General features: G+C 39.6%; 23 protein-coding genes. 11 read left to right on the forward strand and 12 right to left on the reverse strand.

Annotated features, from left to right (window positions below):
• Positions 1-52: 52 nt before the first annotated feature.
• Positions 53-1,215, reverse strand: a protein-coding gene (locus MTP24_RS02285; protein ID WP_243530777.1) for an IS3 family transposase whose coding sequence is annotated in 2 segments (ribosomal slippage) — positions 53-960 and positions 960-1,215 — 1,164 coding nt in all. Because the reading frame shifts where the segments join, the coding sequence is not laid out codon by codon here.
• Positions 1,216-1,381: 166 nt separating this feature from the next.
• Between MTP24_RS02285 and rfaH the strand changes: the two genes are divergently transcribed.
• The gene (gene rfaH / locus MTP24_RS02290) at positions 1,382-1,864 is read left to right on the forward strand and encodes a transcription/translation regulatory transformer protein RfaH (protein WP_008109597.1); all 483 of its coding nucleotides are present in this window, start codon (positions 1,382-1,384) and stop codon (positions 1,862-1,864) included.
• A 171-nt stretch (positions 1,865-2,035) separates the two neighbouring features.
• Here the strand turns inward: rfaH and MTP24_RS02295 are convergent, their stop codons facing one another.
• The 3 genes from MTP24_RS02295 to MTP24_RS02305 form a co-directional block, all read right to left on the reverse strand.
• Positions 2,036-3,403, reverse strand: a complete 1,368-nt coding sequence (locus MTP24_RS02295) for an MFS transporter (protein WP_008468364.1) — start codon at positions 3,401-3,403, stop codon at positions 2,036-2,038.
• Between the two features lie 249 nt (positions 3,404-3,652).
• The gene (locus tag MTP24_RS02300) at positions 3,653-4,906 is read right to left on the reverse strand and encodes a type II toxin-antitoxin system HipA family toxin (protein ID WP_036984928.1); all 1,254 of its coding nucleotides are present in this window, start codon (positions 4,904-4,906) and stop codon (positions 3,653-3,655) included.
• The gene (locus MTP24_RS02305) at positions 4,890-5,228 is read right to left on the reverse strand and encodes a helix-turn-helix transcriptional regulator (protein ID WP_008110891.1); all 339 of its coding nucleotides are present in this window, start codon (positions 5,226-5,228) and stop codon (positions 4,890-4,892) included. Before MTP24_RS02305 ends, MTP24_RS02300 begins: the two co-directional genes overlap by 17 nt.
• A 183-nt stretch (positions 5,229-5,411) precedes the next feature.
• On the opposite strand from MTP24_RS02305, the gene MTP24_RS02310 reads away from it, so the two are divergent.
• The 3 genes from MTP24_RS02310 (at position 5,412) to MTP24_RS02320 (ending at position 8,323) form a co-directional block, all read left to right on the forward strand.
• A protein-coding gene (locus MTP24_RS02310; RefSeq protein ID WP_086007396.1) for an IS3 family transposase occupies positions 5,412-6,958 on the forward strand; the annotation gives its coding sequence in 2 pieces (ribosomal slippage) (positions 5,412-5,892 and positions 5,892-6,958; 1,548 coding nt in all).
• A gap of 361 nt (positions 6,959-7,319) precedes the next feature.
• Positions 7,320-7,793: a peroxiredoxin gene (locus MTP24_RS02315; RefSeq protein WP_243532598.1), complete on the forward strand. Its 474-nt coding sequence runs from the start codon at positions 7,320-7,322 to the stop codon at positions 7,791-7,793.
• Positions 7,794-7,978: 185 nt separating this feature from the next.
• Positions 7,979-8,323, forward strand: coding sequence for a four helix bundle protein (locus MTP24_RS02320; protein WP_008130187.1), 345 nt, complete (start codon positions 7,979-7,981; stop codon positions 8,321-8,323).
• Positions 8,324-8,408: 85 nt separating this feature from the next.
• On the opposite strand, the gene MTP24_RS02325 is transcribed toward MTP24_RS02320, so the two are convergent.
• Genes MTP24_RS02325 through MTP24_RS02340 form a run of 4 tightly spaced genes read right to left on the reverse strand, consistent with a single transcriptional unit; the run spans position 8,409 to position 11,960 of the window.
• Positions 8,409-8,909, reverse strand: coding sequence for a DUF3299 domain-containing protein (locus MTP24_RS02325; RefSeq protein WP_008130189.1), 501 nt, complete (start codon positions 8,907-8,909; stop codon positions 8,409-8,411).
• 14 nt (positions 8,910-8,923) lie between these two features.
• Positions 8,924-10,195, reverse strand: a complete 1,272-nt coding sequence (locus MTP24_RS02330; protein ID WP_243532600.1) for an ABC transporter permease — start codon at positions 10,193-10,195, stop codon at positions 8,924-8,926.
• The gene (locus tag MTP24_RS02335) at positions 10,192-10,878 is read right to left on the reverse strand and encodes an ABC transporter ATP-binding protein (protein ID WP_243532603.1); all 687 of its coding nucleotides are present in this window, start codon (positions 10,876-10,878) and stop codon (positions 10,192-10,194) included. Before MTP24_RS02335 ends, MTP24_RS02330 begins: the two co-directional genes overlap by 4 nt.
• An 8-nt stretch (positions 10,879-10,886) precedes the next feature.
• On the reverse strand, positions 10,887-11,960 hold the full coding sequence (locus tag MTP24_RS02340; protein WP_243532604.1) for a CDP-glycerol glycerophosphotransferase family protein: 1,074 nt from the start codon (positions 11,958-11,960) through the stop codon (positions 10,887-10,889).
• Positions 11,961-12,160: 200 nt separating this feature from the next.
• Between MTP24_RS02340 and MTP24_RS02345 the strand changes: the two genes are divergently transcribed.
• The 5 genes from MTP24_RS02345 (at position 12,161) to MTP24_RS02365 (ending at position 17,603) form a co-directional block, all read left to right on the forward strand.
• Entirely contained in the window at positions 12,161-13,264 is a 1,104-nt protein-coding gene (locus MTP24_RS02345) for a phosphoribosylaminoimidazolesuccinocarboxamide synthase (protein ID WP_243532606.1), read from the forward strand.
• A 122-nt stretch (positions 13,265-13,386) separates the two neighbouring features.
• Positions 13,387-14,052: a methylamine utilization protein gene (locus MTP24_RS02350; protein WP_243532608.1), complete on the forward strand. Its 666-nt coding sequence runs from the start codon at positions 13,387-13,389 to the stop codon at positions 14,050-14,052.
• Positions 14,042-16,357, forward strand: a complete 2,316-nt coding sequence (locus MTP24_RS02355) for an EAL domain-containing protein (protein ID WP_243532610.1) — start codon at positions 14,042-14,044, stop codon at positions 16,355-16,357. The genes MTP24_RS02350 and MTP24_RS02355 overlap by 11 nt, the downstream gene beginning before the upstream one ends.
• Before the next feature lie 14 nt (positions 16,358-16,371).
• The gene (locus MTP24_RS02360; RefSeq protein WP_243533652.1) at positions 16,372-17,178 is read left to right on the forward strand and encodes a DUF3034 family protein; all 807 of its coding nucleotides are present in this window, start codon (positions 16,372-16,374) and stop codon (positions 17,176-17,178) included.
• The gene (locus MTP24_RS02365; RefSeq protein WP_243532612.1) at positions 17,178-17,603 is read left to right on the forward strand and encodes a group 1 truncated hemoglobin; all 426 of its coding nucleotides are present in this window, start codon (positions 17,178-17,180) and stop codon (positions 17,601-17,603) included. Before MTP24_RS02360 ends, MTP24_RS02365 begins: the two co-directional genes overlap by 1 nt.
• 37 nt (positions 17,604-17,640) lie before the next feature.
• Here MTP24_RS02365 and MTP24_RS02370 read toward each other — a convergent pair whose 3' ends face one another.
• Complete coding sequence (locus MTP24_RS02370) at positions 17,641-18,387, reverse strand: glycosyltransferase family 25 protein (protein WP_243532614.1); 747 nt, start codon at positions 18,385-18,387, stop codon at positions 17,641-17,643.
• Positions 18,388-18,499: 112 nt separating this feature from the next.
• Positions 18,500-19,240, reverse strand: coding sequence for a glycosyltransferase family 2 protein (locus MTP24_RS02375; RefSeq protein ID WP_008130207.1), 741 nt, complete (start codon positions 19,238-19,240; stop codon positions 18,500-18,502).
• A 223-nt stretch (positions 19,241-19,463) separates the two neighbouring features.
• On the opposite strand from MTP24_RS02375, the gene MTP24_RS02380 reads away from it, so the two are divergent.
• Positions 19,464-20,297 (forward strand): sulfurtransferase, encoded by an 834-nt coding sequence (locus MTP24_RS02380; RefSeq protein WP_008130209.1) that lies wholly within the window; start codon positions 19,464-19,466, stop codon positions 20,295-20,297.
• Between the two features lie 159 nt (positions 20,298-20,456).
• Here the strand turns inward: MTP24_RS02380 and MTP24_RS02385 are convergent, their stop codons facing one another.
• The gene (locus MTP24_RS02385) at positions 20,457-20,816 is read right to left on the reverse strand and encodes a DUF5522 domain-containing protein (RefSeq protein WP_243532617.1); all 360 of its coding nucleotides are present in this window, start codon (positions 20,814-20,816) and stop codon (positions 20,457-20,459) included.
• Positions 20,817-20,859: 43 nt separating this feature from the next.
• Here MTP24_RS02385 and MTP24_RS02390 point away from each other — a divergent pair, with 43 nt between their 5' ends.
• Positions 20,860-21,186, forward strand: coding sequence for a hypothetical protein (locus MTP24_RS02390; protein WP_243532619.1), 327 nt, complete (start codon positions 20,860-20,862; stop codon positions 21,184-21,186).
• 71 nt (positions 21,187-21,257) lie between these two features.
• Here MTP24_RS02390 and MTP24_RS02395 read toward each other — a convergent pair whose 3' ends face one another.
• Positions 21,258-22,226 (reverse strand): class 1 fructose-bisphosphatase, encoded by a 969-nt coding sequence (locus MTP24_RS02395; protein ID WP_039036347.1) that lies wholly within the window; start codon positions 22,224-22,226, stop codon positions 21,258-21,260.
• Positions 22,227-22,260: the final 34 nt, after the last annotated feature.

The following is a 22,260-nucleotide window of genomic DNA, read 5'->3' on the forward strand; positions in this document are numbered from 1 at the left end:
ACCTAACACCTAACACCTAACACCTAAAACCTAAAACCTAACTTTGTTGTGGTCAACTAATTCCGGACAGTGAATTAAGTTTTTCTTCTGCTACAGCTGGGGCAACCATTTGATTATAGCTATGTGGTCTGTGCCAGTTATAGTAATTCATCAAATAATAGCTAATATCTTTTTCAGCATCTTGATAATTACTATAACCTAATGATGGAACCCATTCCGTTTTTAAACTTCTAAATAGGCGCTCCATCGGGGCATTATCCCAGCAATTTCCTCGGCGACTCATGCTTTGTTTTATACGGTAACGCCACAGCCTTTGTTGAAACCTTTTGGCGCTGTACTGACAGCCTTGGTCTGAATGAAACATTAGCCCAGATGGCCTGCCCCGTTGCTCGTATGCTCTATCTAATGCTTTAATAACTAAGTTAGTATCAGGCTTATCAGACATTGCCCAGCCAACCACGCGACGAGCAAATAAGTCGATAATAACAGCCAGATAAGACCATTTATTACCCGTCCAAATATAGCTTATATCTCCACACCAAATGTGGTTTGGACCATCAACGTCAAACTCACGATTGAGTATGTTTGGAATGTCTGCTCGCTCCACCGTCGCTAATTTATATGAATGAGGCCCTGGTTGTTTACAGACTAATTCCAGGTCACGCATGATACGGCGTACCTTAAAGACACCAACAGGTAAGTCTGCGTCCTTTAGCATCGCCACCAACGTGCGGCTACCGGCAGCTCCACGACTGAGCGAAAATAACTCATTAATCGTCGACCTAAGTTGCACCTCTTCAAGCTTAATTGATGTCTCACGCTGCTTAAAATCATAAAAGCTCGAACGCGGAACATCAAACACGCTACAGACCATTTCTACAGACTCATGCTCACTTAAATGGCCAATCAACGAATATTGTTCATCTCGTCTGACATTAAGAGAGCGGTAGCCTTTTTTAAAATTGTTTTTTCTCTTTCAAGTCGATTAACTTTAGCTTCAAGCTCCTGAATTTTTTGTTGCTCAGGGGTAAGCGCTTTAGAGTTTGGTGTTGTGCCACCACGCTCATCTTGTAATTGCTTAACCCAGCGACGAAGGGCTGTTTCACCGACTTCTAGTGAGCGAGCAGCTTCTGGGAATGAATATCCTTCATCAAGGACTAATTTTGCTGAATCAAGTTTAAACTCTTGAGAAAAAGAGCGACGTTGTTTTGTCATAGAACACCTCTGTTTGAGTGGTAATAATACCACCTAAATTGGTGTCCGGTTTCATTGAATCACAACACTATCAGGCTCGCATCAATTCCGTGAGTAGTTTACAATGGCAAGTTCGGTTTGATAAATGCTGGCGACTGCTCGTTAAGCTAAGGTTACAGGGTATAGTATGGAAAATTGGTATTTAGTTATGTGCAAGCCCCGACAAGAGGAAAGGGCAAAAACTAACTTAACCAACCAAGGGATTGAGGCATTTTACCCCAAATTAACAACAGAAAAGCTGGTTAAAGGTCGTCGTACTGTTAAACAGCTCGCTTTGTTTCCTAATTACTTGTTTGTTCGTCTTGATTTAAAAAGCGGAAATTTTTCTGCTGTAAAAAATACCCGCGGTATTGGTGGGTTTGTGTCTTATGGTGCGAGTTATCAAATAGTCCCTGTAGCTTTAATTGAACAATTACAAAGTAAATGCTCACAAACCGTTGAGTCAACAATGCCAAAAGCGGGTGATGTAGTCAGCGTTAATAACGATTCTTTTAAAAGTATTCAAGCAATATACAAAGAGCCCGACGGCGATATGCGCAGCATTTTGTTAATTAACTTACTGAATAAGCAAATAGAAATGAGTGTAGACAATAAAGATATTGAATCTTAGGTGATAGGTGCTAGGGTTTAGGTGATAGGTAGAGATTAGGCCAAGTGCGGTGTTAAAGTTCATGATAACGGCAGCGGGTTACGGGCTTCGAGCTACGGGCATAGTTCCTAGAGCCTAGAACCTCCCTCGAACCTAGTGCCTCGCAGCTCGAAGCTCGAAGCTAGCAGCCTTTTAAGCCCGACCTCGCAGCGCAGAAATACAGCTTGCCAGCATGACAAATCCTAATGACATTTTAAACGCCAATGAAATGGTGCTCATTAGTGCGTGGCTATTTTGCGCTGAGAAGGTGCTGTCACCAAGGTAATAATGCACAATTAAGTTTATTAAGCTCATACCAAATAAATTACCAATAGTGCGTGATAAGTTCATTGAGGAAGACGCCACACCTAGCTCACTTTTATCCACTGCACCCATAATGGCATTGTTGTTAGGGGTCGAAAATAAGCCAAACCCAATCCCTAATAATAACAGTGAGCCGCTAATGTAAGCGGTGCTTGAGTTAACCGATAACTGGGATAACAGAAAAAATCCAACCAGAACAATTACACAGCCTAGCGTGGCAAGTAAGCGTGGTTGTATTTTATCGGCAAGCTTACCTGCTAGGGGCGCCATAATAGCCATTGAAACCGCTTGTAGTAATACTATTTGTCCTGCATGTGCGGGGCTTAATCCTTTTATATATTGCAGGTACAAACTTAACAAAAAGGCCAGTGAAAAGTTACTGGCATACATTAAAAACGATGTAGTCAACGATAGGCTAAATACACGACTTTCTAAAAACATTTGTACTCTAATTAACGGGCGCCGACTGCGACTTTGGTGAACAATAAATAGCATTAAACAAATGATTGAAAGTGCGGTTAATAGCCAGCCAGCTATATTCGGTAAATCACTTAACCCTAATACTAAGCACAGTGCAAAGAGCGAGAAAATAACCATACCCCACCAGTCAAACGGCGATTTTTTATCGTTTTTCCATTCGCCATGCAAAAACAGTTTAATGGCAATAAGCAGCATAAGTACCAGGGGGATTTGCGAGTAAAACACGGCGCGCCATCCCCATATTTCAGTGAGCCAGCCACCAACCGCAGGCGCTGCACTGAGTCCTATGTACACACACGCCGCAGAGATGCCCAGTGCCATTCCGCGTTTATTATCAGGCGTAACAGAGGTGATAATGGCAACACCTATACCAAAAATCATGGCGCCTGCAGCCCCTTGTATAAAGCGCCAAAAAAGCACCCACTCAATAGAATTTGCTAACGCACACATTAGCGAGGCCAGCGCATTTAAACCTAAACCAAATGCATACACGCGTTTGCGACCATAGTTGTCTGCTATTTTACCGCACGGCAGCATAAAAAGGACGCTACTGAGTAAATACAAGGTGGGCATCCACGCAATCATTTTTGCGCTTGCGTGTAAATCTTCAGCAAGGTCAGGAATAGCGATGTTAACGCCTGCCATGCCAAGCGGTCCAATAATAGAGCCGCTACAAACGATAATAAGTGCAATTGTAGTGGGGGGGAGATTAAACAAGAGGTATCCTTTTATTTATTGGCCTTAAAATGATACGTGAATATACTTGCTTGTACAGGATTTAAAGGGCAGCGGGTTGCGGGCGACGAGCGGTGGGCAACGGGGAGCGGGCACTGAGCAACAACGGGTTACGAGCCTAGAGCTAAACACCGAACCTCGAACCTAAAATCGACGCGGGGTGAACCCGCTGCTACATGCATAAAAATAGCCGCAAGGTTTTAAATCAACCTCGAACCTCGAACCTAATCCCTAGAACCTAAAATCTTCATGAAGGCGTTGCCAATGAGTTTTAAGTTGTTGTTTATGTGCTTTACTCATTGGTAAATTCTTAATCGCATCTGGCCATTGTGTACGCGCTTTATTAATTACATCATCTAAATGAGGTTTTATAGCTCGCCAAGGAGTGTCTGCTTTTTTAGACCAGTATTCAAAATGTTTATAAGAGATATCGTACCATGCTTTTGTTTTCGCGAGGTTGAGTGCAAAATGTTGCTCATTTGCAATGTAAACACTGGTTGTAACTATATCATAAGCAGGTGATAGCCTTGGCGTTGTTTGGTCTGAATATAATAAACTCCAATTTTTTAGGTGAGCGTCACCATTAGCTAGCAGAATATTAGCAAGTAAACGTCTTGCTAGCTGTTGCACATCAGCGAGCCCATCCTCTGAAAACTGATATAAGATCCTTGCTATTTGCTCATAGTTTCCTGAATTGTATTTATCGTGTGGGTACTTAACGAGTACTTGTGCAAAATCTTCCATGTGAATTCGTTGATTGTTTTGCCTATCGAATCGCTTTATTGCAAACGCTAGTTTTTCATCAGGTAAATTAATTTGAGGTAAATTATCTAATTGTTCAATATTAACTAGTTTTATATCCGGAATATCCACACCTACCATTGACGCTAAAGTCATGGATGTAAACTCATTAGTAGGCACATCTTTATGTTTAGTTGAGGGGGTTTTTATGATCCAATCACCTAACACATTATCACGTGCTAAATTATATCGGCCGTCTTTTTCTTTCATAGAAAATTTCATTTGGACACCAGCCAAAGAAAATTTATTCTCTTGATTTAACTTGTCAAAATTCACCGCAGTTACTTGGCCATGACTATTAAATAGGCTAATTGGAACATCCTCAGGCTTCATTGGTTCAGCAACTAAAGCACCTGGTAAGTCCATTCCGAGGTACGAAAGGATGTGAAACTCATTATCTACATGAGTTTTAAGGCCTTGAGCTATTAGTTCGCGTAATGAACCTTCTGGTAGTAGGTTTGATAGTATGGGGTGAACGCGTTGGTTTGTTACCCAAGGTTCTGACATCATTTTTTCAGCTCGTGGGAAGTTTGGATGTGTAGTTAAGCTAAATGTTGGCCTCGTTTTATTTAAACGAAAGCTTTCATCGAAGTGGAATATGTTTAAGCCATTTTTACCCCCAGCAAGAAAGCCTACTACATGGCCATGCAGTGTTAACTTTAAAACATTAATTTCCATGTTCATCCTCATCCTCTAGTAATCCTTTCCATGGATCTTCAGATACAGTTATTTTTTGTAGGCTTTGATTAGGCTTTTGGTGTTCGGTTGGTATGTTGCCATCACTGTTTTTGAGGGCTGCTAATACCACACTCATTTTTTCTTTCGGTATTAACATTATTTCACTATTAAGCCCTTGAGCTACTAATGTTAGCGTATCTAATCTGGGATTGCCTTTTGCTTCAAGTCGCTGGTATTGTTGCCTAGAAATACCAATGCGCATGGGCATTTCATTTTGTTTTATTTTTAGAGCAAGACGACGGTTTTTTATTTGCTGTAGAAGGTTCATTTAAGGAAACTAATAAGTTGCTTTTTAAATTTATAGAAACATATTAGTTGCTATTGTTGTTTTTAGCAACTTAAGTGTTGCTATTTTATACTGTACTCGGGTTACGGGCTTCGGCGACGAGCTGTGGGCAGCCCCCTGTGTCAGGATAGTTGTCGCCTCTAATATTTAGTAGAGGCAGATAAAATGAGACGTCGATTTACACAAGAATTTAAAGTTCAAGCGGTTGAAAAAGCATTATCTCAGTGTGATGATGTCCGCCTAGAAGATATTGCAGATGATTTAGGTGTCGGTTATTCAACGCTTCAACGTTGGATAGCGCTAGCAAAAAAACATCAACTTGAAACACACCAGACGGGTAGCCAAATGACAGCAGAAAAACGACCACAAGATTGGAGTTTAGAAGAAAGACTCAACGCGATTATTGAGTGTGGAAGTTTAGAAGAGGCTGCGATGAATGAATACTGCCGTAATAAAGGGCTTTACCCACATCATATTCAACAGTGGAAGAAGGACTTTGCTACATCGCCTTCAAATAAAACGGTAAAATCAGACAGTAAACAGCTCAAGCAAGAGATAAAACAGCTGCAAAAAGAACTGAATCGTAAAGATAAAGCTTTAGCTGAAACAGCCGCTCTGCTTGTTCTCAAAAAAAAAGCGGATGCACTCTGGGGTTTCAGCGAGGACGATTAACAACACCAACTGAGCGACATGAATTAATAACGCTTATTACTAACGCACAGGATGCAGGGGCAAGGAAAGAAAAAGCATGTGAGTTACTTGGGCTGACACTAAGAACAGTTCAGCGCTGGATTGAAGCAGATGATATGACTGACAAGCGAACGAGTACGGAAAAACGGGCGCCAAATCGTCTCACAGAGTTAGAGCGGCAGCGCATTATTAATACAGTTAATTCACCCGAATATGGGCATTTACCGGCCAGTAAAATAGTCCCTAAACTGCTTGATAACGGCATATGGATAGCGTCTGAAAGTTCGTTTTATCGGGTTATGAAGGCACATAACTTATTAACGCATCGAGAAAAAGTGAAACCAACTAAGCCAATGAAAAAGCCAAGAGCATTCAAGGCCGTGCGTGCAAATGAAGTATATACTTGGGATATCACCTATTTACCAACGAGCGTAAAAGGGCAGTTTTTCTACTTATATTTAGTGATGGACATTTTTAGCCGAAAGGTTGTTGGTTGGCAGGTTTACGACACACAATTAAGTGAATTAGCCGCAGACTTAATGAAGGATATTTGCAGTAGAGAGCAAATAAAGCGCGAGCAAGTCACGTTGCACTCAGATAATGGTAGCCCAATGAAAGGCGCGACATTGTTGGCAACATTACAGGAGTTAGGCATTGTACCATCATTTAGTCGACCATCAGTAAGTAATGACAATCCGTATTCTGAGTCGCTATTTAAAACGTTAAAGTATCGCCCAGAATACCCAGAAAAGGCATTTGAAGATATAAGCGCAGCAAGAGAATGGGTAAGTGGGTTCGTTGATTGGTACAATAATGAGCATCTACACAGTGGTATAAAATTTGTGACGCCAAACCAACGTCATTCAGGTTTAGACAAAGAAATATTAGCCAAGCGTCAGCAGGTAAACGACGCTGCTAAATTGAATAACCCAAGTCGCTGGTCAGGAAAGTCACGAGATTGGTCAATGATAAATGAAGTAAATTTAAATCCTGAGAAAAAAGAAGAAATGCGGGCGGCATAAAATTTAACTTGAGGCGACAACTAACTTGAAAAACTCCGCTCTTCTCTGTGAAGCGCGCAGCGCCTCAGTGTTCTCGGTGGTAATTAATTTTTAGAGTTATTTCAACGAAGGTGTGAAGCTTGCTCACGTAAAAGGTTGTTTATTTAACTATCTATAAACAAAGTACGTTAGCAAGCAAAGCGCCTACATTAAATTCGCTGTGCTACTGTAAGTTTGCATTAGTAGATGAGCATTCCAACTTGTACCTTAACGTATATTGTGTGAAAAATTTGTATTTATGCTTATTGATAATAAAGCTGCGCCTATTAGCAAAGTCCACTATGCTATGGGCTATTCGTTATTTATATTTTAAGGATTTATCATGATTGAACAAGGCCAAAACGTACCACAGGTAACACTTACGCAGTTAACAAGCGAAGGTATGCAAACACTGACTAACAAAGAATTATTTGATGATAAAAAAGTGGTGTTATTTGCTGTGCCTGGGGCGTTTACGCCAACGTGTTCAAATGCGCATTTACCTGAATTTATTACCCTTGCTGATAAAATTAAAGCAAAAGGTGTTGATGCTATTTATTGTGTTTCGGTAAACGATGCCTTTGTAATGAAAGCATGGGGCGACTCGCAAAACGCTGAAGAAATTTTAATGCTAGCCGATGGTGATGCAAGCTTTACCAAAGCACTCGGACTTGAAAAAGACACCGCTGGCTTTGGTGGTATTCGTTCATCTCGCTACGCGATGATTGTAAATAACGGGGTCGTTACTGGGTTATTTGTAGAAGAAGGCAAAGAGTTCACAGTAAGCCGCGCAGAGCATGTTTTAGAAAAGCTTTAAGGCCGCATTTAGTTTGTCAGTGGTTAGTACTTAGTTATCAGATAGAAGCTTTTAGACATTAGTGATTAGACTGAAGATTTTAGTTATTAATGAATATTGTATTTTTTGGCTAGTTTAGTTAGCTAGTTGTTATTTGTATATTTAAAACTAAGCTAGTAAAAATGATATAAATAAAAGTAACACTAATGAATTTTGAAAATTTAGATGTATGGAAACGATCTGCACGTCTTAGCGTAGATATTTACAGGTCTACAGCAGATATAAAAGACTATGGGTTCAGAGATCAGTTAACACGCTCAGGCCTTTCAGTGCCGAGCAACATTGCAGAAGGTGTGTGTAGAGAAAGCTATAAAGAGAAAAGTAGATTTATAGATATAGCTAGGGCTTCTCTTGCAGAAGCTAGAACACAGATATACATAGGCACAGAAATAGGTTACTTAAATAAGTCAACAAGCCAACAATGGATAATAGAAACAAAAGAATTAGCTGCTATGTTAACAAGCCTTAAAAATAAGTTTGATAACAGCTAACTTTAGAGTGTTTAGCTATTCATTCTCCGCGCTGAAAGCTGAAAGCTGAAAGCTGAAAGCTGAAAACTGAAAACTGAACACTTTTTCAAAGCTCAAACGGCGCTACGCCTACGGCTTTCATTTTGTAACCTACCTGTGCTAATTCACCTGACCAGGTTTCTGTTGTAATAATACCTGTGACTACAATTGCATCGTAAAGGCTTTCGATTGGTACGCCGCCTTTTATAGTAACGTGTACAAGCTGGTTAGGTGGCGGTGGTGGTACGTGTATGCAGGCGCCAAAATACGGTACTAATAAAAATTCGGTGATTACTTCGCTATCGCCCTCTAGCGGTACAACAAAACCGGGTAAGCTGACAGATTGCCCGTTTAGTTCTTTTACTACAGGGGCGTCTAAGTCGGGTTGTACCCAGTTTTGATCGCTGCCTTCGTGGTTCGCTTGTGCTTGGGTATCTATTTGCACATGGCCTTTTGGAATTAAGTCTTCCCAAAAAATTTCTTTAGGTGGGTTAGCGTTACTTGAAAAACTAATAATAGCTAAGCTTAATATGCAAAAAGCATTTAATGCCGTTTTAAAAAGTGTCATAAAATTCCTAAACATTATGTTTTTATGCTCATGCCGTCGCTGAGTGAGTAAAAATAAGCACGAGTTGCTGGTATTAAACCAATAATAAAACCCGCCGCCATAATAACGCCTATGAGGGTGAGTTCATAGCGTGAAAGCATAGCTATATTTACACTAATACCCGCATGGCTTTGTAGGTAGTCGGCTCCTAAAAATAAGGTGGCGTAAAATAATGCACACCCAAGCACACAGCCTAAAAATGTTGTAAGCAAGGACTCCATACTTATAAGTGTAAATAGCTGCCATGGCCTTGCACCAACTGAGCGTAATATAGCAAGCTCACGGCGACGTTGATTAAGGTTTGCAAGTAACGTGGTTAACATACCGAGCAGGCTTATTAGCACGACAACGAATGAAAAAAGCAGCAGTATTTTTTCAACAATGGCGAGCATTTCCCATAAGTCTTTTAGCGTGACGGTAGGCATAATGGCTAATAGGGCCTCGGGCTTGTACTGATTTATATTGCGCCTAATTTGTAGTGTATACAAAGGCGAGTCAAACCCCATTAAAAATGCAGTGACTTGTTTAGGGTGACCAGTTAGGTTGTTATGTTCATCGTGTTCATCGTGTTCATCGTGTTCATCGTGTTCATCGTGTTCATGACTTGCGTTACCGCCGTGAATTAAATCAATAGCGGCAAGCGATATATGCAGTGTTTTGTCGACCGGGGTACCCGTCGGGTTTAAAATACCGACTACTTCAAACGGGTTGTCGTTGTGATGATGAAAACTGGTATTACCCATACCGTGGGATATTACAATGCTATCGCCCAGCTTATAGCCTAGTTTTGTAGCTACCTCATTGCCCAATACCACGCCGTGAATAGTGCTAAAAGGATTACCTGCACTAAAACTCAAATGTTGTTTTTTAGCAAAGCGGTAATGGGTAAAGTAATCGGGTGTTGTACCTAACACGGCTTGGCCTTTGTGGCTGTCGCCAAGGCTAATAGGAATGCTCCACTTTACGCCGCGTTGGCTTGTTATGTATTTATAGCTTTGCCAGCTCACGCCATTATTGGTGTGGCCAATTCGAAATACTGATGAAAGCAGTAATTGAATATCGCCGGTGCGGGCTCCGACAATTAAATCGGTACCCGAAATGGTATTGCTAAAGCTGCTTTTAGCATCAACTCTAACACGTTCAATACTTAGCAATAACATAACGCTAACGGCAATGGTAAACAGCGTCAAAACAACACTAGCACGTCTATTTAATAGGCTTTTTAAAGCAAGCTTTGTAAGGATCATAATGCCTCCTGCAAACTTACTAAGTCGATTGAGCGATTAAACAGCGGCTTTAAGTTTTCGTCGTGGCTTACAAATATTAATGTGCTGTTTGTATTACTCGCTTGTTCAAACAATAAGTTAATAAAGCTTTCGCGGTTTTGTGTATCAAGGGCTGAGGTTGGCTCGTCGGCAATTATAATTTCTGGGTTACCAATAAATGCGCGTGCGGCGGCCACGCGTTGTTGTTGGCCAATGCTTAATTCGGCCACATTTTTATTATGATATTGCTCGGTTAAACCCAGCGCGTTTAATAACCGTGTTGCTTCATTATTTAACGTGGCAGAGTGACTTAATGCTTTTTGTTGGCGTTTTTTTGAAAATTGGCAGCCCAGTATCACGTTTTCAATAGGCGATAGATATGGAAGTAAGTTGAAGTTTTGAAAAATAATACCAATGTGGTCAGCTCTAAATGCATCTCGTTGAGTGTTACTTAGGGTATTTAAGGTGTGGTTTAATAACGTGACATTGCCGCTGGTGGCTTCATTTATACCGGCAAGCAAGGCAAGTAACGTTGATTTGCCCGAACCACTTGGGCCATGTAAAAAAACATGTTGGCCTTTTTCAATGTTAAGTTTGCTAATAGTTAGCGTGGGCGTTTTATCGTTTTTATGCCATTTAAAAGTAACGTTATTAAGGCTTATCATTGTTTTGTTTACCACTTCCAATAATTAAGGTTTTTGCGCGTTTTAAACTGCCTAATAATATTAAACGGTTTAGGTTTTAGCTTTTCGTCACTAAGTAAAAACTCATTCGTTGCAGCCACTACTCGCTCACTTGATTTACCGTCTGTGTATGGGTGCAGCTGTTGGCAATAGCTTTCTATATTTTGCATCAATGTTTTAGGGTAGGTAAATGCAAGGTCTATCGCGTCTTCTAGCTTATTTGGATCTGTTACGTTTAGTAAGTGCTTGTCTGGGGCATTATTACAAAAGGTCACAACAGGCTTTCGCTGCACTATAAACATTAAAAGCACCGACGAGGTATCACACAGCATTACATCGGCCGACTTTAATAAGGGGACTACGTCGTCGGTTTCAATAAACGTTAAGTTTTGATTACTTAACGCTTTGTATTTATTAACAAGCTCAATAGGCATTTTAGGATGAAACTGCATTAATATGCGCCACTTTCCTGTTTCGCTAAAGTGTTTTATTTGCTCGTAAAGTTTAGGTGCAAGTGATAAACGTTTTGAAAAAGTAGAACAAATTAAAAGTGTAGGGCGAGTGTCGGCTTTGCTGGTATATGGGGTTTGTAATTCGCCAGTAAACAAGCGGTCGAGCGTTGGCCAGCCAGTTTCAGTCACTTTAAAATAACCAAGCTTTTTTTGTAAGGCTTTAAATGGCACTGTGGTATTGGGGCCTTGAGTACAGTAAAGATCAAAGCAGCCCCTTGCTTTTAGGTGGTCGTTGTTACCTTTTTTATCAAGTTTTCCGGCATCAAAACCATGAAATACACCCACTTTAATACCCGGAAAAAACGTAGGAATTAAATTAGCCGGTGCAAACGTAGCATCGGGTTTCCAGTTGTGAATATCGTCTATTGAATTAAGGCGTATTTCATCGGGTGTTAAAAAGTCAGGGTTTACAGAGCTACCTTGTAAAAACCAGCGTACCTGACCACCATTCGCTAATATGGCCGCCTGAATAGGCCTCAAAATTGCGTATGAATAATTTTGAGATATATACATTAAGTATTTTTTATTTTTGGTGGTGGTTAAGTAGTTCAAGCTAGCTCCTCGACTCAATAGCACAGCCAGTTTACCCGATTGTGACAACCATATAAATATTCTTGCTAAATCTCTTAACCAAAGTTCAAGTTATTTAGTTTCAAGCCCAAGATTGAGCTTTGAAGTTGGCTGGATTATCATACCGCACATAACCCCATACCATACTTTGCTCATAGAGCATCCCTAACCCCGGAGATAGCATGACTAGCTATAAAGTTTTAGACGTAAACAATGATTTACCCATCCGCACCAAAGGTGAAGTACACAGTGGTAAAGTGCGTTCGGTTTACTGGCTAACAGACGAAGACAGTACACGATTAATTAAAGATAAAGGCTATAAAGTACCCGCAGGTACTGAGCTGGCTATTATGGTAATTTCGGACCGTATTTCAGCATTTGATTGTATTTGGCAAGGTGAAAATGGCTTAAATGGTGTGCCGGGTAAGGGGATAGCACTTAACACCGTTGCATCATATTGGTTTAAATTATTTGACGAAGCAGGCCTAGCTGGCAATCATATTGTGGATATTCCGCACCCATATGTATGGATTGTTCGTAAAGCAAGTACAGTTAAGGTAGAGGCGATAGCGCGCCAATATATTACGGGTAGCATGTGGCGTGATTACGCTAAAGGGACACGTAACTTTTGCGGTATAGATTTACCTGAAGGGTTAAACGCGAATCAAAAACTCGATAATGTACTTATTACGCCATCAACCAAGGGGATTATTGAAGGCGTTGCCGACATACCGCCAGTAGACGATGTAAACATTACCCGCGAGAACATAACAAATAACCTAGATGTATTTAATTTTAAGTCGGCAGACGACGTTGCAAAATACGAAAAGCTGTTAGTAGAAGGCTTTGGCTTAATTAGTAAAGAGCTTGCCAAGCTTGACCAAATTTTTGTAGATACCAAATTTGAATTTGGTTATGTAGAAGACCTAAATGGTGCACAACAGCTTATTTATATCGACGAAGTGGGTACACCAGATTCATCGCGTATATGGGATGGTGCTGCGTATCGAGATGGTAAAATTGTTGAAAACTCTAAAGAAGGCTTTCGCCAATTGTTAATTAATAACGTGCCAGAAAGCGACGTATTACTAAACAAAGATCGCATGGCTGAGCGTGAAAAGTTAGCAAAAGAGTATATTTTACCCGAATCAGTCATGCTCGAAGTGTCTAATACTTATGTGGGTATTGCCAGCAAAATAGTTGGTGAAGCAATTACTATTCCTGAAGATCCGCGCCAAGAGGTCATTTCTATTTTAGACGCTGATTATGGCTTAATTGTAAAATAGCCATACTAAAGAACTAAAAAACCCAGTGGCTAACTTTTTATTTTTAGTTACTGGGCTATATTCCTTGCAATTAACCCCTGTAATTAATTACCTTAACCTAACGTTAATAGTTAGGTGTTGTTATGTTTGAACGTTGTTTGCAAAAAACAACTAAAAGTTGCCGTTTTTTAACCATGGGTTTGTTTTTTGGTTACTTTTTTAACGCCGCTGCACTGGAGTTGGTAGTAGAAGATCAACACGGTAGTAAACTAGCAAATGCTGTTATTGAGCTACACTTTAACGCCGAGCAATTAGCCAAGCCAAATTTTCCAGTAGCCACTATGGATCAAGTTCATAAACAGTTTTTGCCAGAGCTATTAGTGGTGCAAAAAGGGCAGCAAGTTGATTTTCCAAATAGCGATAATATTCGCCACCATGTGTATTCTTTTTCGCAAGCTAAGCCTTTTCAGCTAAAGTTATATTCAGGGCAACCAAAAGCACCGATTACTTTTGATAATCAAGGGGTCGTTGTTTTGGGGTGTAATATTCACGACTTCATGGTTGGCTACATATATGTGGCAGGTAGCAAACATGTTTATAAAACAAATAAGCAAGGCAAAGTAACCTTGCCAAATAACCTATTACCGACTGAATTAAGCGTATGGCACGCTTTGCAAACAGCACCTTTGGAGAATAAAAAAATTATAACCGTAAGCGCTAAAAGCAAACACACCATAACGGTAAACACATCTACACCAGCACCAAGAAACACCTTTGGTAGCAAATTTAAGGCTGGTAATGACTCATAGTTTAAAAAACCGAATTACCTCACTCTGCGTAGGGCTGGTGTTATTAACAACGCTGGTGAGTGTTGCTAGTTTTTGGTGGTCAACAAGTCAGTTTCAGGAACAAAAAGTAGACCAAGACATAAGTGTTGCGCAAAACGTTTATAAGCAATATTTAACCTCAAAAGAAAGCCTCCTGTTAACTGCGGCTAAAGTATTAACTGCCGATTTTGGTTTTAAACAAGCGGTTGCCACGCGCGATGCGGGTACCATAAGCAGTGTTTTGTATAATCACAGCCAACGGATAGACGCGCAATTAATGTTGCTTATAGATTTATCGGGTCAGCTAATTTCGTCAAATTTAGAGCAAGGTGCCTTTGAAGACGACTTGCGACCTTTACTCGCAGAGCTATTTAACGCACAAGAGCAATCTACATTTGTAGTGTTAAACAATGAGCTTTACCAGGTTATTTTATTACCTGTAAAAGCCCCAAGAACCATAGCTTACAGTTTAGTAGGCTTTAAAATAGACGACAGTGTTGCAAGCGAGCTTAAAAGCTTAACGGGCATGGATGTAAGTTTTGTAGGCAGTGCCGACAACCTAGTTATTAGCTCGTTAGATGAGCGCCCAACGCCTTTTGAACCGGTGAGTTATTTTAACTCGGCCACCACCTCACGAATATTTGGCGAGTACCCGGTTTACCGAAACCGAGATATTAATTTAGCCTCTTTGGCAACACACCCAATTATTATTTTATTAAGCGCCGATTTAACACAAAGTTATAGCGATTTTGAAAAGCTATTTTTTACCCTTATTATTTTGTCTATCTTAACGATGTTTGTAGGTGTAATAACAAGTAGCTTATTAGCAAATAACTTAACAACGCCGCTTTCTCAGCTTGTTGTAATTGCTAAGCAGTTTGCACAGGGTAATTATAATTTTGAGTTTAAAGGTAAAAAACAAAGCACAGAAATAACGACCTTAGTTAATGCGTTCGACAACATGGGTAACGACATCAACAAGCGTGAACAACAAATTAGTTTTCAGGCGCGACACGATACTTTAACCGGCTTTTATAATCGCTCTGCGATGTTAGAAGTGTTGGACAAAGAATTAAGCGAATTAACTCAATATACGCTTGTAGCTATTGATATAAAAGGCTTACGCCATATAAACGACAAGCTGGGCCCGCGCATTGGCGATGAATGTATAAAAACCGTGGCATGCAGAATTAGTGAGTTTTCGGATGAGTTTGGTGGAATTCATGCGCGTATTGGGGGAGATGAGTTTTTAACGGTATTTCCAAGCAGTGCGGTTAGCGAGAAAAAGTGCGGCATAGAGGGATTAATTGCTAGGCTCCAAGAGTGTTATACCATTCAAAAGCTAAAAATTAACTTACAGTTTAGTACCGGTGTATTGCAGTACCCATCGCAAGGTACTGCCAGTGACGACTTAGTAAGGCGAGTGCTTATTGCCGTAGAAAATGCGGCCAATAACCAAAACCATATACATTATTACCAAGATGGCGAGGACGAGGCCCACTTAGATCGTTTAATTATGCTTGATGAATTAAAGCAAGCTATTAGCGACGACGATGGTCAGCTGTTTATGACCTACCAGCCTAAGCTGCATATGCAAACTCAAAAAATAGATAAAGTTGAGTCGCTTATTCGTTGGCAGCGTAAAGATGGCAGCTGGGTTAATCCCGAGTTATTTATTGATTTAGCAGAGCGCTCAGGGCTAATTGTTGAATTAACTGCATGGGTAATAAATACCGTAGTTGCACAAGTTGCCGACTGGAAATCGAAGGGCATTGAGCTTCAAGCCGCTATTAATGTATCGGCACAAGATATTGCGTATCCGGGGTTTCATACCGCGTTAGTCGCTACGCTAAAAAAACATAATGTTGATGCAAGGTTAATCACTATTGAATTAACCGAGCGCGACATGATAGAAAACGAAGAAAAGGGCATAAAAGCGCTTAAAGATTTAAAACAAATTGGCGTTAAAATATCGCTTGACGATTACGGGGTAGGGCAAACATCGCTGGGGCGTTTAAAAATGTTACCTATTGATGAGCTTAAGCTCGATAAATGTTTTATTTTAAAACTAGATGCCTCTCAAAAAGATCAATTTATAGTGCAGTCGTCAATTACGCTTGGGCATCAGTTAGGTTTTTCGGTGGTGGCTGAAGGGGTCGAAACCGAAGAGTCGTTAGCTTTACTTAAAACAATGCAGTGCGACCACGCACAAGGTTACTACCTTAGCCGGCCTTTAAAAGCTGATTTATTAGAACAATGGCTGGAAGAATACTATGGTAAAAATTAAGTATTTATTTGTCAGTGTTTTATTGCCAACGGTTGCCAACGGTTGCCAACAGTAGCGGAAAGTTACTAGCAACACCTGGTGTATCTCAAGTTGAAGGTAGCGGCGGTGGCGGTATAGTGCCTTGGGCTCAGCTTGCGGGTTATGCGAGCGAAGATGAATTTTCGGTAAATGGTTTTTGTAGCCGAGCTGATGTGAGTGATTACGCATTAAATGTATGTGGTGCGCAGTTAAACTTATTTAATCGGGTAGAGCTAAGTTACGCAAAACAAGAGTTTGACGTGCCAGCACTTAACACAGAAATAGAGCAATCGATTACTAGTGCAAAAATACGTTTATATGGTGATATTGTTTACAGCCAATGGCCGCAATTAAGTTTAGGTATACAGCATAAATCGCTAGATGACGGCACCGTAGCCAAACTTGTTGGCGCAGAGGATACCAGCGGTACAGATTATTACTTGGCTGCCAGTAAGCTTCACTTAGGTGCATTTGCAGGTTATAACTGGTTTTGGAATGTAACAACACGCTATAGTGAAGCCAATGAACTGGGACTACTCGGTTATGGTGGCGGCAATGCTGACAGCGCGTTTTTATTTGAAGGTAGCACCGCTGTATTTTTAAGTCGTGAATTGGCAATCGGTATTGAGTATCGCCAAAAAGCGAATAACTTAAACTTGGGTGAGCAAGACTGGAAAGATGTTTTTGTTGCCTGGATGCCTAACAAAAACGTGAGTGTAACTGCCGCATATTTAGATTTAGGGCGTATTGCAGGGGCAGACGATCAAACGGGTTGGTACTTATCGGTAACAGGGTATTGGTAATGAAGTTAATCGCAGTTGGGTTTTTATGTGTTGGTATTTTAATGGGCTGTGCGAATAAAGCACCGCCTACTTTATATTACCAAATTGGCGGCAACGCCGGCATAGAAAAACTAATTGATAGCTTTATTAATCAAATTGGCAATGACGAGCAGGTATTTCACTACTTTGAGCACACAAACATAGCGCATTTTCGTCAAGGTTTTATTTTGCATATGTGCATGCTTACCGATGGCCCGTGTAAATACAGCTACGCAGGTGATTCAATGGTAGACATACACACCGGCATGAATATAACAGAAAAAGACTTTAATCATGTTGTTGATTTATTAGTGAATGCCATGAATGAGCAAAACATACCTCATCCTATTCAAAATAAAATTTTGTCAAAAATGGCGCCATTAAGAAGCGACATTATTAACATATAGTAGGTCGCAGTTATGCAGCAAATATATAGAACCACAATTATAGCTTTCTAGTTATCATTGACAGATTAGCTGATATTTTTTTGCGTTGCATATGTAAATTTAATCTGTGTTTTAAATTTCTAATAAATGTACTCTTATTAGAATGCCTACCTGAATTTGCCTTTGCTATTTCACTTTCAAATTGGCTATCAGTGGCAATTGGATATGGCTTAATACCTAAGATATTGAGCCCAACTTCACTATGAAATTGCATATCAACATCAACAGGTCTAAAAAATGGCTTTCTGTGCAGAAGTTTCTTAGCCCCCTCTAAAGATAATATATATCCTTGAGCTCCATTTGGGATTTTAAAGTAATTCCCTAAAACAAATTCACTTTCAAGGGATTGTGTATTAATAAATGGTAAATCTCGGCTATCAGAAAGTTTTATAAGATCCCAATTTTTTAATTTTTCTGCTGATTCAATCGTATTAGTTAAATGCGATTTAATTATAATGTCGTCCTCAAGTATTACGCATATAGGTATCGAATGTGTAACTATATGCTCCCAGACTCGCATATGGCTAATGTAACAACCTATTTCTCCTAGGGTTAAGTTGCGATGATATGAGTTTTTATTCTTTTTCGGGCAATACCAGTTGAGAAACTCTTGCTCACCAAGATTTTTACCAATAGTAGCTTCAAAGCGTTCTGCACTTATATTAAGATCTTTAAGTCGCTTTTGAACTTCATACCAACGGGATTCACAAGGTTTCATATTGATAATAAATATCGAAGTTTTCATTTTTTAATTACTTTATTGTTGTAGCTTAATAGTCTTTAAGCGAAATAGATTTATTTAAAAAATCCAGTTTATGTAATGAGACTCAATAATTTTACTCTATCGAAGCTATATATTATTTATAAACTGAGAAAAGGTACTTGTTAAAACTGTATTGGGTTTGGATAACAGCTATAACGAAACCTGCTCTTCCATCTAAAAAACCTAGCCTTAAAAAATAATGTCGAATAAAAGCAAATATGGCAGAGCCTGTAGCTTTTGATAATGAGGTTTTTTTTCCTTTTTGAATTATTTGCTTTGCGCCTATGTTAGCGTAGTGGTTTCTTTTATTAAGATATGTAAAAATATCTTGGTGTTGGAAGTGTAAAATGTTTTCTTTTAATGTAATTAGCTCACAGTCTTTTATTACAACAGATTCATGCACTAAATTTTTGTTGTAACTGGTTTTTTTCTTGTTATAAATACGGGCAATATGATCAGGGTGCCAGCCACTATGATAAATAAACTGGCCACAAAAATATGTTAGCCGATTTATTCTTAATACATTTTCTTCACTACACCTAGGTAAAGTATTAAGTATCTCATTTTTTAATGTTTCACTAACTTCTTCATCGCAGTCAATAGCAAAAATCCAGTCGTTACTAGCTAACTGTTCAGCTCTTCGACGTTGCTCGCCAAACCCTTGCCAATCCTCTCTAATAAATATCTTATCGGTGTATTTTTTTGCAATTTCGAGTGTATTATCTGTGCTGCCGGAGTCAAGCAGAATAATCTCGTCAGCCCATTTAACTGATTCTAAACAGCGGGCAATTGTACTTGCCTCATTCTTACAAATAATACAAACAGATAGTTTCAAAATATTCTTCTCATAATTAAGTTATTGACGATAGACCCAAACATAAATCCATCTACATATTAGTAACTATAGTATTCCAAAGTATTACTTTTAAGACCATTTTTATAGCTGTTTTTATAGCTATTTTTAAAATAATAAATGCTAGAGTTAATATTGCCTAATTACTTAGTATTATTTAATCAAATTTTTTGATTATATTGTTTTATACTACAGGGAATTTTTTATGAAATATCTTGTTGATGCAAAGTGGCTTAAGATACGTTTAGAACAAACTAACTTAGTTATTTTTGATGCGGGTATGCTTCGCCCCGGGGTTTTAAGAACTTATATGCCTGAAGCTATGCTACCCAATGCAAAGCGGTTTGACATAAAAAATGAGCTAGCAGATAAATCAAACCCGCTATCAAGCACAATGTGTAATGCACAGCAGTTTACACAGGTTATGCAGCATGCGGGTGTAAACCATGATTCGTTTATTGTGGTATACGAAGATGCTGGCTTATTTAGTGCTGCAAGGGCGTGGTGGATGCTAAAAGCCATGGGGCATCACAATGTAAAGGTTTTAAATGGCGGCCTTAAAAAGTGGTTAGCGTGCCGCTATGCAGTGCAGCAAGGTTATAGTGAGGCTTTAACGTGTGGTAATTTTGAAGCAAGTTATAATCCAAATTACTTTATTGACCGCCAGCAAGTATTAGCAGCCATAGATGATGTGAATACTATATTGTTAGATGCGCGTGCCTATAAACGCTTTACTGGTGAAGAGAGCGAACCTCGAAAAGGCATGCGAGGTGGGCATATACCACAAAGCCGTTCATTGCCTTTTTTAGATTTATTAACCGATGGCGAGGCTAAAGCTTTTGAAGAAATAAAGATAAAATTTGAGAACGCTGTAGGTACTGCAGAGTATATTCAATTTAGCTGTGGATCAGGTATTACAGCGTGTATTTTAGCTTTATTTGCTGATGAATGTGGTTATAAAAACTTAAGTGTTTATGACGCTTCTTGGAGTGAGTGGGGCGCAAGTAACTCGTTGCCTATTGTTACTGGAGAAAAGTAGGTGAGTTATGAGTTTAAAGTTTGCTCATGTTAAAGCGCAGCGCCTCTAAACCTCTTTATGAATAACGGTACTTAAAAATTTTACTCACAAGGAGAAGTAAAAGAGAAGAAAATGAGAAGGTAAAAACGAATATTTTCTCGCATTTTTATTAAGTAGCTTTTACTTTCTAAAACCATAAGGGCAGTTTTTACAGCCATTTTTACAGCAGGTTCCTCGCTTTAAAAAAAACCACTTACTAAATACCATGTAGCCATTGTGCATAGTGTAGTCGAGCTCTTCAATTAAGTTATCGTTTCCTCTAAATGCTTTTGCAAACTCTATTTGGCTTTTTATTGGCTGAGTATAAAGCTCTTCAAGGTAGTGATTAATTTTATTGAGTGTACAGGTTTGGCACAAACAGCTTGTTGCTGTTGCGTCTAGGGGTAAAATAGCGGGTAACTGGTTACACCAACATGTGGTTATATTATTTACATTACAGTTAAGCACTGTATTACATTGGCTGCAGTTTGTTTGAGTCATTTTAGTTCTTATCAACAGTAGAGCGCCAAGAATAACAAATATTATGAATATACAAAAAGTCTTAGCAGAATTTATTACGTTTTCGGCACAAAGAGACAATGCAATATCGGTTATTGTGTCAACGCCTGCATATAGTCAAGCGCCCTTATACACATTAAAAACTGACGTATTAGTTGGTGTAATTAAACGCTGTTTGAGTGGTGAAATAGATTTAGATGACTTAGAGCTTTGGGCTAACGTTATTGAGTCACGAGAAGACGTTGATTGCGCTGAACACGAGGGCGTTATTTATGCGCTTAGTAATAGCGAGCAAATGGGCGAGCTTGATCACCAAAAGCTTGAAAAAATACTGGCATTGTTAAAGGGTTAAAGTTTAGGTTAACTTAAAACCGCATTTAAATTAAATGCGGTTTTAGTATTTTTTTACAACTGACAACGTGATTACTTATGATATTCCAAGCAGGTTTCTACTTCGTTTTTAGATCCTAAAATAACCGCTACACGCTGGTGGATAGCGTCTGGCTGAATATCCATAATACGTTCAGACCCTGTTGAGGCAATGCCACCGGCTTGTTCTACTAGCATAGCCATTGGGTTTGCTTCGTAAAGCAGGCGCAATTTATTAGGTTTATTAGGATCTTTAGTATCAGTTGGGTAAGTAAATACACCGCCTCGACTTAGTACGCGATGAACATCGCCTACCATGGCTGCAATCCAGCGCATATTAAAGTTTTTAGCGCGCGGGCCGGTATCGCCTTCTAACAAATCATTTATGTAGTTTTGCATAGCGGGTTGCCAATGACGCTGATTAGACGCATTAATTGCAAACTCGTTTGTATCTGCAGGTATAGTGGCAAAGTCTTCTGTTAGTAAAAAGCTCCCTTGGGTTTTATCAAGGGTGAACATGCGTGTGCCTTTACCTGTACTAAGCGCCAACATCGTTGATGGGCCGTAAAGTACATAACCTGCCGCAACTTGCTTGTGGCCAGGTTGCATAAAAATACTTTCGTCTGCTGCATCTGAGCCTTCAGGCGCTTCCATAATTGAAAATATAGTCCCTACCAGCGAGTTAATATCGGTGTTTGACGAACCATCAAGTGGGTCAAATGCCACAATATATTTAGCGTCGGGGTTTCCTGCAACGGTGTAGTCTTCTTCTTCAGAGGCAATGGCTTTAACTGTGCCCGACTCCAGTAAAATATCTTTTAATAGCTGATTAGATAATACATCGAGCTTTTTTTGAGTTTCGCCTTGAATGTTTTCATCAAGTGTTGATCCTAATACGCCTGAAAGTGCGCCTTGGCCAACACGAAACGATATTTCTTTACATGCCGCTAAAATAGTTCGGATTAATGATAATAGTTCTCTTGGGCAACCGTCTTCTAGCAATACTGGAGGGAGTCTACGCATTCTATTTTCCTGATAACGTGTTAAAACTAATCAT

Source organism: Pseudoalteromonas sp. APM04, assembly GCF_022809815.1.
Lineage (GTDB): Bacteria > Pseudomonadota > Gammaproteobacteria > Enterobacterales > Alteromonadaceae > Pseudoalteromonas > Pseudoalteromonas marina.